9 protein-coding genes are annotated in these 11999 nt (G+C 64.3%); 6 read left to right on the forward strand and 3 right to left on the reverse strand.

Annotated features, from left to right (window positions below; translation table 11 throughout):
- Window positions 1–2: 2 nt before the first annotated feature.
- Window positions 3–1697 (reverse strand): methyl-accepting chemotaxis protein, encoded by a 1695-nt coding sequence (locus KT882_RS16185; RefSeq protein ID WP_456107286.1) that lies wholly within the window; start codon window positions 1695–1697, stop codon window positions 3–5.
- A gap of 327 nt (window positions 1698–2024) precedes the next feature.
- Here KT882_RS16185 and KT882_RS16190 point away from each other — a divergent pair, with 327 nt between their 5' ends.
- The 3 genes from KT882_RS16190 (at window position 2025) to KT882_RS16200 (ending at window position 5286) form a co-directional block, all read left to right on the forward strand.
- Window positions 2025–4112 (forward strand): 3-hydroxyacyl-CoA dehydrogenase NAD-binding domain-containing protein, encoded by a 2088-nt coding sequence (locus KT882_RS16190; protein WP_161073474.1) that lies wholly within the window; start codon window positions 2025–2027, stop codon window positions 4110–4112.
- 199 nt (window positions 4113–4311) lie between these two features.
- The gene (locus KT882_RS16195; RefSeq protein ID WP_228892497.1) at window positions 4312–4515 is read left to right on the forward strand and encodes a hypothetical protein; all 204 of its coding nucleotides are present in this window, start codon (window positions 4312–4314) and stop codon (window positions 4513–4515) included.
- Between the two features lie 114 nt (window positions 4516–4629).
- On the forward strand, window positions 4630–5286 hold the full coding sequence (locus KT882_RS16200) for a PEP-CTERM sorting domain-containing protein (protein WP_228892498.1): 657 nt from the start codon (window positions 4630–4632) through the stop codon (window positions 5284–5286).
- Between the two features lie 3 nt (window positions 5287–5289).
- Here KT882_RS16200 and KT882_RS16205 read toward each other — a convergent pair whose 3' ends face one another.
- Complete coding sequence (locus KT882_RS16205; protein WP_161073477.1) at window positions 5290–5841, reverse strand: GNAT family N-acetyltransferase; 552 nt, start codon at window positions 5839–5841, stop codon at window positions 5290–5292.
- A 76-nt stretch (window positions 5842–5917) separates the two neighbouring features.
- On the opposite strand from KT882_RS16205, the gene KT882_RS16210 reads away from it, so the two are divergent.
- Entirely contained in the window at window positions 5918–6670 is a 753-nt protein-coding gene (locus tag KT882_RS16210; RefSeq protein ID WP_228892499.1) for a substrate-binding periplasmic protein, read from the forward strand.
- 12 nt (window positions 6671–6682) lie between these two features.
- Here the strand turns inward: KT882_RS16210 and nadB are convergent, their stop codons facing one another.
- Complete coding sequence (nadB, locus tag KT882_RS16215) at window positions 6683–8296, reverse strand: L-aspartate oxidase (protein ID WP_228892500.1); 1614 nt, start codon at window positions 8294–8296, stop codon at window positions 6683–6685.
- Between the two features lie 208 nt (window positions 8297–8504).
- On the opposite strand from nadB, the gene KT882_RS16220 reads away from it, so the two are divergent.
- On the forward strand, window positions 8505–9908 hold the full coding sequence (locus KT882_RS16220) for a TIGR03013 family XrtA/PEP-CTERM system glycosyltransferase (RefSeq protein ID WP_228892501.1): 1404 nt from the start codon (window positions 8505–8507) through the stop codon (window positions 9906–9908).
- Window positions 9908–11980, forward strand: a complete 2073-nt coding sequence (gene prsK, locus KT882_RS16225; protein ID WP_228892502.1) for an XrtA/PEP-CTERM system histidine kinase PrsK — start codon at window positions 9908–9910, stop codon at window positions 11978–11980. The genes KT882_RS16220 and prsK overlap by 1 nt, the downstream gene beginning before the upstream one ends.
- The last annotated feature ends 19 nt before the right edge of the window (window positions 11981–11999 follow it).

Raw genomic sequence — 11999 nt, forward strand, 5'->3', positions numbered from 1 at the left:
GCTTACACCACGAAGCCCGAAACGATCTTGTTGAGGTCGGTGGCGCTCTGGTTCAGGCTGTCCGTCGAGCGGGCGATGCTGTCGCAGTTGGCGGCCGATTTTTCCGTCTCCTCGGCGATGTACTGGATGGCGGTGCTCACTTCCTTGGCCGTGAGCAGCTGCTCGTTGGCCGACATGGCGATGTCCGAGATGGCCAGCGTGGTGCGCGAAACGCCGCTGACAATCTTGTCGAAGGCGTCGCTGGCCTGGCGCGAGATTTCGCTGCCGGCCGTGACGCGCTTGACCGACTCGTTGATCAGCTTGGAAATTTCCTTGGTGGCCTGGGAGGAGCGCTCGGCCAGCTTGCGCACTTCGTCCGCCACCACCGAGAAGCCCAACCCGTGCTCGCCCGCGCGCGCCGCTTCGATGGCGGCGTTGAAGGCCAGCATATTGGTCTGGTTGGCAATCTCGCTGATGACCTTGACGATTTCGCCGATGTCTTCCGACGACCGGTTGATCAGTTCCATGGCCTCGATCGACTTGGCCACGGCCTTGGCGCCGGCTTCGGCCTCCAGCTGGGTGGCTTTGGCCAGGTTGTCGGCGTTGCTGGTGTTTTCGGCAATGGAGTTGATGGAGTGGGTCAGGCCGTCGATGGAGGCGTTCATCTGTTCGACGGTGGCGCCCAGCGCCTGGGTGCCGGTGGCCACGCCGCTGGAGCGCTCGGCGATGGCCAGCGAGGCTTGCGCAAAGCCGCTGGCCGAAGTGACCACGTTGCCGATCACGCCGCGCAGGTCGGTAATCATCTTGCCGATGCCGCGGCCCAGTTCGTCCAGCGGTTCGTCGCCTTCAGCCACCACGTTGCAGCTCAGATCGCCCTGCGCGGCCTTGGCCACCGAGGTCAGCAGCAGTTCCACCTTGCGGCCGTCGGACTCCGCCTTGATCTTGGTGCTTTGCTCCAGTTCCACCTGCTCGGTGATGTCGATGGCGAATTTCACGATCTTATAAGGCTTGCCATTTAAATCGAGTATCGGGTTATAAGTGGCTTGTATCCATATTGTTTTGCCATTATTGCCAATTCGTTTATAACGGCCGCAGTCGAATTCGCCCCGATTTAACTTTTGCCAGAATTTCTTGTATTCCAGGCTATTGGTGTAGTCAGGTTCGCAAAACATGCGGTGATGCGCGCCCTTTATATCCTCCAGCGTGTATCCCATTACTTTGAGGAAGTTTTCGTTAGCTTCCAAAACGCAACCATCGGTATCAAATTCGATCACCGCCTGGGCCTTGCCGATGGCGGTGACTTTGCTTTCGCACTCGGTGCTGCGCTGGCGCGCGGCGGTGATGTCGGTGGCGAACTTGATCACCTTGTAGGGCTTGCCGCTGCCGTCGAGGATGGGGTTGTAGGAGGCGCTGATCCAGATTTCGCGGCCGCCTTTGCCCAGGCGCTTGTAGTCGGCCTGCTCGAATTCGCCATTCGCCAGGCGCAGCCAGAAGTTGCGGTACTCGGCCGTCTTCACGTACTCCGGTTCGCAGAACATGGAATGGTGCTTGCCTTGCACTTCGTCCAGCGTATACCCTAGCGTGCGCAGGAAGTTGTCGTTCGCGTGCAGGATATTGCCTTCCAGATCGAATTCAATCACGGCTTGCACCCGGTTAAGCGCCGTATTGATTGCTTGCAGGTCCAGGTCTTGATCTTGGATCTGGCTAGGGGCATTCATATCCATGGCGTTTCCTTAAATGTAAGTCGTATTGATAAAATAGAAATGAATAACGGCGAAGTGTTATATTTGGTGAGAATTTATAATGCGGTGCCGCATAAAATAATCACCATCATTATTTTCCCGGTAATCCATAAAGGCAAGCGGTGTATTGAGAATTCTCAATAGCGGTGTCTGTTTCATGCGAAACGATTTGCAAGTTGCTACGGGTGACGAGGCTTCTCTTGCGCACTTGGCAAAAAATAACACGATCGTTCGTTTTTTTGAGGTATAGTGAGGTTTGCAGCCGACCCTCACTGACATTTACACTGACAAGAAGGAAGAGACATGAGTGCCGAATACCAAGTTCACGGTTCCGTAGCCGTTATCACGCTGAACAATCCGCCGGTCAACGGCCTGGGCCACGCCACCCGCAGCGCCGCGGTGCAGGGCATGCAGCAGGCGCTGGCGGACGACGCGGTGCAAGCCATTGTTATCACCGGCGCCGGCAAGGCGTTCTCCGGCGGTGCGGACATCAAGGAATTCAACTCGCCGAAAGCGCTGGCTGAACCGAGCTTGCATACGCTGATCCGCACGGTGGAAGAGTCGACCAAGCCGGTGGTGGCGGCGATCCACACCGTCTGCATGGGCGGCGGGCTGGAACTGGCGCTGGGCTGCAACTACCGCGTGGCCATGCCCGGTGCGCAGATCGCTTTGCCGGAAGTAAAACTGGGCCTGCTGCCCGGCGCCGGCGGCACGCAGCGCCTGCCGCGCGTGCTGGGCCTGGAAATGGCACTGAATATGATCGTGTCCGGCACCCCGGTGCCGTCCGAGAAGCTGGCCAAGACCGCCATCTTTGACGAGGTATTCGCCGCCGACGCCAATTTGCTGGAGGCGGCCGTCGCTTTCGCCAATAAAGTCGCCGCTGCGCGTCCGCTGCCGAAAGTGCGCGACCGCAAGGTGGACTACCCTAACCACGAAGCCTTCCTGCAATTCTCCCGCAACACCGTCAAGGCCATGTCGGGTCCGTTCCCGGCGCCGCTGGAGTGCGTGGAGTGCGTGGCCGCGTCCGTGACCATGAAGTTCGAGGACGGCCTGAAGTTCGAGCGCGATCGCTTCCTCAAGCTGATCCAGACCACCGAATCGAAATCGCTGCGCCATGCCTTCTTCAGCGAGCGCCAGGCCAGCAAAGTGCCGGACGTGCCGGCGGACACGCCTACCCGCGCGATCAAGAAAGCGGCCGTGATCGGCGCCGGCACCATGGGCGGCGGCATTGCCATGAACTTCGCCAATGCCGGCATCCCGGTCACCATCCTGGAGATGAAGGCCGAGGCGCTGGAGAAGGGCCTGGCCACCATCCGCAAGAACTACGAAAACACGCTCAAGAAGGGCAAGCTGACGCAGGAGAAATTCGAGCAGCGCGTCGCCCTGATCACCGGCACCATGAACTACGAGGAAATCGGCGACGCCGACATCGTGGTGGAAGCGGTGTTCGAGGACATGGGCGTGAAGGAAACCGTGTTCCGCAAGCTGGACGAGGTGATGAAGCAGGGCGCCATCCTGGCGTCCAACACGTCGACCCTGGATGTGGACAAGATCGCCGCCTTCACCAAGCGTCCGCAGGACGTGATCGGCACCCACTTCTTCAGCCCGGCCAATGTGATGAAGCTGCTGGAAATCGTGCGCGGCAAGGCAACCGGCAAGGACGTGCTGGCCACCACACTGGCGCTGTCGAAGAAGCTGAAGAAAACCGGCGTGGTGTCCGGCGTATGCGACGGCTTTATCGGCAACCGCATGATCGAGCAATACAGCCGCCAGGCCGGCTTCCTGCTGGAAGAAGGCTGCCTGCCGGAGCAGGTGGACAAGGCGGTGGAGAAATTCGGCTTCGCCATGGGACCGTTCCGCATGGGCGACCTGGCCGGCAACGATATCGGCTGGTATATCCGCAAGCGCCGCTACGTGGAATCGCCGGAAATCACGTACTCGAAGACTGCCGACCTGCTGTGCGAAATGGGCCGCTACGGCCAGAAGACAGGCGGCGGCTGGTATGACTACAAGGCGGGCGACCGCAAGGCTTACCCGAACGAGGAAGTCAACGCCATGATCGTCAAGCATTCGGAGGACATCGGCGTAGTGCGCCGCAAGATCAGCGACCAGGAAATTGTCGAGCGCCTGGTGTTTGCCCTGGTGAACGAGGGAGCGCTGATACTGGAGGAGGGCATTGCGATGCGCGCTTCGGACATCGACATGGTCTACCTCACCGGCTACGGCTTCCCGCTGCATCGCGGCGGCCCGATGTTCTACGCCGACACGGTGGGCCTGCCGAATGTGCTGGGCAGCATAGAACGCATGTCGCGCGGACGCCACGGCGAGGCCTGGAAACCGGCACCGCTGCTGGTGAAGCTGGCTGCCGAGGGCAAGGGCTTTAACGGCTGATGCCGGGCCTTTGAACAGTGCCCGGGGCGCCAGCCGTCCCCGGCATTGTTAGAAAGTAATTTGAGTTCTCCTTGCGCACTATTTTGTAAACTGCGGTAAAATTAAAGCACGCTCGTTTCGTTAGCCCTAAACAACGGTTGAGAGACAGTTCCTGCAGGCCAATTTGCCTGCACTAACTTCACCCAGATCAGGGCTTTACATGAAAACGTTCTTCTTTGCCTGCGTTATCGCGGCGATCTCCACCTTCTCCGCGCCCGCTGGCTCAGCCAGCATCAGTGCGCACCATGCCGAATTGCATCCGCATGTGCAGGTGCAACAGCCGCATGAATCCGAGACGCCGCCGCCCATTCTGGGCATCCTGGCCATTTTTGGCGCCGTCGCCGTTGCCCGGCTGCGCCGCTGAGTAGTACAAACGTCACAAAAATTTTCGTTTCAACAGCCCTAAAAAACGGTTGAGGAACAGTTTGCGCAGGCCAGTTTGCCTGCATCGACTTCCACTTTGACTTTGGGGTATTGCATGAAATTCATCGTTACTGTCTGCGCTCTCGCAACTGCACTGATCTCCGCCTCCGCAGGCGCGTCCACCATCACCGGCCTGTACAACACCGGTCAGGGATTCGCTTCCGGCACCAAGGACACGCACTACAATCTCACCGTTACGCAAGGCAGCACCGTCCTGTCCGACGCAATGGCATACGCCACGTCGAATGGCGTATGGCCGATTTCGCCCTGGATGGCGAACGGCGAGTTCTCAAAATGGATTACGCCCAGCCGCGACCAGGCCCAGTCGTATGATCCGGTTCAGGAAGGCCTGTACCGCTACAGCCTGACGTTCGACCTGGGCGGCTACGCGGCGTCCAGCGCCAAGTTCACGGGCCGGTTTATGGCCGACAATGCGGCCCAGGTATTCCTGAACGGCAATCTGCTGGCCAGCGGCAGCAGCTTTACGGAATGGAGCACTTTTGCCGCCAACACCGGTTTCAATCCAGGCCTGAACAGGGTGGACTTCGTGGTGCGCAACTTTGCTCAAAACGGCGGCAATCCAATCGGCTTGCGCGCCGAATTCACCAGTTCCTCGGTCAGCGCGGTGCCGGAGCCGGCGTCGATGGCGATCTTTATGACGGGACTGGCGATGGCGGGCCTGGCCGGCCGCCGCCGTCAAGCGAACAAGTAGTCTTCAGATCCGCTTGCGCATGCGCGCCAGCGGAACATTGACGCCGCCCGGCAGCGGCAGCTCGAAGGGTTCGGTCACTTCGAAGCCGCTGGCCAGATACAGGGGCACGCCGGGCATGGTGGCGGCCAGTTCCAGCGTCCGGAAGCCCTGTGCCGCCGCTTCCTGCTGGCAGTGCGCCATCAGCATGCTGCCCAGGCCCTGGCGCGCGGCGGACGGCGCCACGAAGAAGGCGCGGATGCGGCCGGCTTCGGTGGCCGGGTCCAGCAAGCGGTCCGGGCCGGTCTTGGTGCGGTCGGCGCCGAACAGCGTGGCGCGCTTGCTCCAGCCGCCGCAGGCCAGCAACTGGCCGTCGCGCTCGATGATGAAATAAGTGCCGTCCTCGACCAGCTGGGTGTCCACGCCGAACACGTGGCGGGTGACGGCCTGCGCCTGCTCGGGCGTGTAGAAACCTTCGCTCAGCGCGATGCCGGAACGGGCGATCAGCTCTTCCATGCGCGGCACATCGTCCATGCGGGCGGCGCGCAGCAGCTTGTGGTCCGTCTGTGATGTCGTCATATGGCCATACGGTAAAGCAATTCTTTTGACTAGTCTACGCCTCTAGGTATGATAGCCACATACTCTAGGAGATTCCGTGCTGAAACTTCCCCGGCCTGCCCTGGCCCTGTTGCTCGCTTGCCTGTGCAGCGGCGCGGCGGCGCGTGAGCTGCTGGTGGTGGGGGCGCATTTCGAGCGCGTGTTCGAGCGCCGGGCCGACGGAGAATTCACCGGCATGGGGCCGGACATCGTGCGCATGGTGGCGCGCCGCAACAAGGACACCGTGCGCTTCGCGCTCTATCCCTGGGCGCGCGCGCAGGCCATGGTGGCGCAGGGGCTGGCCGATGTCCTGGTGGGCCCGTACAAGTCGCCGGAAAGGCTGGAGCGCATGGCGTTTTCGCGGGCGGCGTTTTACCGCGACGATATGGTGTTCTACACCTTGGCGGGCGCGGGCGCCGGCTGGCAGGGCGACTATGCGGCGCTGGAAGGCAAATCCATCGTGGTGATGAATGGCTGGACCTACGGCGCCAGCTTTGACGCGGCCCGGCCGCGCCTGCGCGTGAGCGTGGCGAACAATGTGGAAAACGGCGTCCTGATGCTGACCCACAAGCACGTGGCGCTGTTCGCCAGCAACCGCCGCAACACAGAACCGGTGCTGGCGGCGCTGAAGCTGGGCGGGCAGGTGGTGGCGCTGCCGCAGGTGATCGAGGTGCAGGACGGCTACTTCGCCTTCCCCAAGCGGGCCACGCACGACGCCATCCGCAGCCGCTTCGACGCCGCCTTCGAGCTGCTGGCCGAAAGCGGCGAGCTGAAGCGCCTTGGCCAGCGCTACGACGTTGATATCCCCTGAGACGGGGCCGCTTCAGCGGCGGTTGGGCGTGAGGATGCTGGGCAGCGCCTTCGGCAGCGTTTCCGGGTAGTCGCGGCTGAAGTGCAGGCCCCGGCTTTCGCGGCGCTGCAGGGCGCTGTTGACGATGAGGCCGGCCACGTCCACCAGGTTGCGCAGTTCCAGCAGGTCGCTGGTGATGCGGAAGTTCTGGTAGTACTCGTCGATTTCCTCTTTCAGCAGGGCGATGCGGTGCTGCGCCCGTTCCAGGCGCTTGGTGGTGCGCACGATGCCGACGTAGTTCCACATGAAGCGGCGCAGCTCGTCCCAGTTGTGGGCGATGACCACTTCCTCGTCGGCGTCGGTGACGCGGCTTTCGTCCCAGTCCGGCAGGTAGGGAGCGCCGACGCGTTCCTTGCTTTCGATGTCCTGCGCGCAGGCGCGGCCGATCACCACGCATTCCAGCAGCGAGTTGGAGGCCAGGCGGTTGGCGCCGTGCAGGCCGGTGCAGGCGGTTTCGCCCACGGCGTACAGGCCGGGCAGGTCGGTACGGCCGTGCAGGTCGGTCACCACGCCGCCGCAGGTGTAGTGCGCTGCCGGCACGATGGGGATGGGTTCCTTGGTGATGTCGATGCCCAGCTCCAGGCAGCGCGCGTAGATGGTGGGGAAGTGCTCGATCAGCCATTCGGCCGGCTTGTGGCTGATGTCCAGGTGCACATAGTCCAGGCCGCGCTTCTTGATTTCGAAGTCGATGGCGCGCGCCACCACGTCGCGCGGGGCCAGTTCGGCGCGCTCGTCGTGCACCAGCATAAAGCGCATGCCCGCCGCCGGGCCGGCTTCTGGCGGCAGCTTGAGCAGGCCGCCTTCGCCGCGTATCGCTTCGGTGATCAGGAAGGACTTGGCGTAGGGATGGTACAAGCAGGTCGGGTGGAACTGGATGAATTCCATATTCGACACGCGGCAGCCCGCACGCCAGGCCATGGCGATGCCGTCGCCGCTGGCGGTGTCCGGATTGGTGGTGTAGAGGTAGACCTTGCCGGCGCCGCCGGTGGCCATCACCGTGTGCTCGGCAGCCACGGTGTGCACTTCGCCGCTGCGCACGTCCTGCACGTAGAGGCCGTGGCACTTGGGCTGCTTGTTGCCGTGCGGGACTTTGCCGTCCAGCTTGTCCGACGTGATCAGGTCGATGGCGCAGTGGTGCTCGAACAGGCTGATGTTGGGATGGGCGCGCACCTTCTGTTCCAGCGTGACCTGCACCGCGTGGCCGGTGGCGTCGGCCGCGTGGATGATGCGGCGCTGGCTGTGGCCGCCTTCACGGGTCAGGTGGAAGCCCAGTTCGGCCTTGTCGTCGCGCGTGAAGGGCACGCCTTGCTCGATCAGCCATTCGATGGCGGCGCGCCCGTTTTCCACGATGAAGCGGGTGGCGTCGGCGTCGCACAGGCCGCCGCCGGCCACCAGGGTGTCGGCGATGTGCTGGTCGTGGCTGTCGCCGGAGTCCAGCACGGCGGCGATGCCGCCCTGGGCCCAGTTGCTGGCGCCGTCCAGCAGTTCGCGTTTGGAAATAATGGCCACTTTGCGCGTTTCCGCCAGATGCAAAGCCACCGACAGGCCGGCCAGGCCACTGCCGACAATCGCAACATCAAATTTCATGGTGTTCGGTTCACAATTGCTGTGTAAGGAAGCAAGACTATAGACCATTTGGCGCCGGGCTGTCATGCGCCGGTCATTTTCGCGCAAGATGTTGATCTGGCGCGGCTTCCCTGCGCGCTGGGCTTGTTTCGCCTCAACACGCCTGCTGATTGTGCGCGGCATCATGGCTGAACCACTGCTGCCCACTCCGAGGGCGCGGGAGCGAACTGTGATCCGCATCTTCAACCATTATGTTCCGCGCATGGCCTTCATCCTGCTGCTGATGGAGGTGGCGCTGCTGCTGGCCAGCGCCGGGCTGGCTTCGCTGGCCGAGGCGCGGCATGCGCTGCACCCGGGCGGTGGGTACTGGAGCGCGCTGCTGTTTGCGCTGCTGACCGTGCTGAGCATGGGCACGCTGGGCATGTACCAGTCCGACTTCCGCCTGCATCCTGGCGACGCGCTGCGCCAGACGCTGGTGCGCATCGTGCCGGCGCTGCTGCTGGCGTTCTGCCTGCACAACCTGCTGGTGCACGCGCTGCCCGGCCTGCACGCCGCGCAGGTGGGGAACTGGACATTCCTGATGGGCGGCGGCGCCGTGCTGCTGACCCGGCTGCTGCTGTTTTCCACGGTGCGCACCGAGCGCATGACCGAGCGGCTGATATTGCTGGGCGACGGCGCGCTGGCGCAGGAGTGCATGGAGCTGGCGGTCAGCAAGCAGGGTTTCCAGCGCTTTCATATTGTGGGCTGCGTGCCGGTGGCGGGCGAGCGGCGGCAGGTGGCGGCGTCCTGTCTGCTGCCGGATCTGCTGCCGGGCGGGCAATCGTTGCTGGAGCTGGCGCGCACGCACGGCGCCGGCGAGGTGGTGGTGTCGCTGGGCGACCGGCGCGGCGGCGCTTATCCGGTGCGGCAACTGCTGGAGTGCGTGCTGGGCGGGGTACGGGTGGTGGATGCGTCGGCCTTCTTCGAGCGCGAGGCCTGCCAGATCCGCATCGACACGCTGCAGCCGAGCTATCTGATCTTTGGCGGCGGCTTTGACCAGAGTTTCCTGCGCGCCAGCGTAAAGCGGACCTTCGACCTGGCGGCCAGCGCGGCGATCTGCGTGGCGGCGCTGCCGGTGATGCTGCTGGCGGCGCTGTGCATTGCGGCCGAGGACGGCGGGCCGGTGTTTTACCAGCAGGAACGGGTGGGCAAGGACGGACGGCTGTTCAGGGTGCTGAAGTTCCGCAGCATGCGCAGCGACGCGGAGGGCGACGGCAAGCCGCGCTGGGCGGCCGAGGACGATCCGCGCGTGACGCGCGTGGGCCGCTGGATACGCAAGCTGCGCATCGACGAACTGCCGCAGATGCTGAACGTGTTCCGAGGCGAGATGAGTTTTGTCGGGCCCAGGCCGGAACGGGCGTATTTCGTTGAGCAGCTGGGGCAGGATGTGCCGTACTACAACGTGCGGCACAGCATCAAGCCGGGCGTCACGGGGCTGGCGCAGGTGCGCTATCAGTATGGCGCCTCGGTGAATGATGCGGTGCGCAAGCTGCAATACGATTTGTATTATGTAAAAAACAACAGCCTGTTCCTGGACTTGCTGATACTGATAGACACGGTGCGGGTGGTGCTGCTGGGCAAGGGGAGCCGCTGATGGCGTTCCCGGACGCGCCACTTTCTGCGGCCTGGACCGCATCGTTTGCGGCCGTGGCCAGCCATGGACTGGCGGCCGTGGCCTATCTGCTGCTGGCGGCGCTGCTGCTGCCGGGCTGGCGCAAGGGACGCCATTCCACGGCGCTGCTGGCGGCCTGCGGCCTGACCGCCGCCTGGGCTGCCGCTGCGGCGGTCCATTCCGCAGGCTGGGTGGAACAGTGGGCGGCGCAATACAGCGAAGCGCTGGAAGCGGCGCGCACGGTGGCCTGGCTGGTGTTCCTGCTGTCCTTGCTGGGCCGCGCGGGACATAGCCGCAGCTGGCTGCTGGGCGCGGCCGTGGCGCTGGCGCTGCTGCCGCTGGTGTCCGAAGAGCTGGGCTGGCTGGCCGAGCGGGACGCCGCCTTGCCGATGGCGTGCCGCCTGATGCTGGCCGTTGCCGGGCTGCTGCTGCTGGAGCAGCTGTACCGCGGCACGCCGCCGCACGAGCGCTGGAGCATCAAGTTCGCCTGCCTGGGCATCGGCCTGCTGTTCGCCTACGATTTTTATCTGTACAGCGACGCCTTGCTGTTCCGCCGCATGAGCGGCGAGCTGTGGGCCGCGCGCGGGCTGGTGTGCGCGCTGGGCGCGCCGCTGCTGGCTGTGTCGGCGGTGCGCAATCCGCGCTGGACGGTGGGGCTGGCGCTGTCGCGCCAGATGCTGTTCCGCTCGGCGGCGCTGATCGGCAGCGCGCTGTATCTGCTGGGCATGGCGGCTTGCGGCTGGTATCTGCGCAGCTTCGGCGGCGCCTGGGGGCCGCTGATGCAAGTGGCCTGGCTGGCCGGCGCGGCCATCGTGCTGGCGGGCGTGCTGTTTTCCGGTTCGGTGCGGGCTTATGCCAAGGTGTTTGTCAGCAAACACTTTTACCAGACCGGTTTCGACTACCGCGACGAATGGCAGCGCATCACCCTCACGCTGTCGATGGACGGACCGGACCTGGGCTTGCGGGTGGTGCAGGCGCTGGCCGGCCTGGTGGAAAGCCCGGCGGGCGCGCTGTGGCTGTGCCGCGACGACGCGGCGGGCTGCCGCTGCGAGCCGGCCGCCAGCTGGAACCTGGCCCCGCAGCACGGGGCGGCCAGCACTGCTTTCTGCCGCTTCCTGGAGGAGCGCCAGTGGGTGCTGGACGTGCCGGAAAGCCTGGCGCAGCCGGAACGCTACGTTGGCCTGGAGCTGCCGCTGTGGCTGCACGGCGTGCCCCAGCTGTGGCTGCTCGTGCCGCTGATGCTGCATGGCCGCCTGCAAGGCGTGGTGGCGCTGACGCAGCCGCGCACGGCCATCGCGCTGAACTGGGAGGTGCGCGACCTGCTCAAGATCGCGGGCAGCCAGGCTGCCAGCTATCTGGCGCACCAGCAGTCGTCGGACGCGCTGGCGGTGGCGCGCCAGTTCGAGTCGCTGAACCGGATGTCGGCCTTTATCGTGCATGACCTGAAGAACCTGGTGTCGCAGCTGTCTTTGCTGCTGGCGAACGCCGAGCGCCACCAGGGCAATCCCCAGTTCCAGCAGGACATGCTGGAAACCCTGGCCCATTCGGTGCGCAAGATGACGCTGCTGCTGCAAAAGCTGAGCCGGGGCGAGGCGCCGGAGCGCAATACGGCGCTGCCGCTGGAGCAGGTGCTGGCGCAGGCGGTGCAGGCGCGCGCGGCCGCGCGGCCCCGGCCGCAGCTGACGGTGCGCGATCCCGGCCTGCTGGTGGTGGCGGACTGGCATCGCCTGGAGCGCGTGCTGGGCCATCTGATACTGAACGCCATCGAGGCCACGCCGCCGGACGGCACGGTGGCGCTGCTGCTGCGGCGCGATGGCCCCAGCGCCGTGGTGGAGCTGGCCGACAGCGGCGCCGGCATGAGCGAGCAATTCATCCGCGAACGCCTGTTCAAGCCTTTCGATACAACCAAGGCCGCAGGCATGGGCATAGGCGTGTTCGAGAGCCGCGCATACCTGGACGGCATAGGCGGGCGGCTGGAAGTGAGCAGCGAGTGCGGACGCGGCACCACTTTCCGCATCACGCTGCCGCTGCATGCCGCCGCTGCGGCCGCCTGAACGCAATCAACCGGAGGAG

This window comes from Pseudoduganella aquatica (assembly GCF_020865585.1).
GTDB classification, from domain to species: Bacteria; Pseudomonadota; Gammaproteobacteria; order Burkholderiales; family Burkholderiaceae_D; genus Rugamonas; species Rugamonas aquatica_A.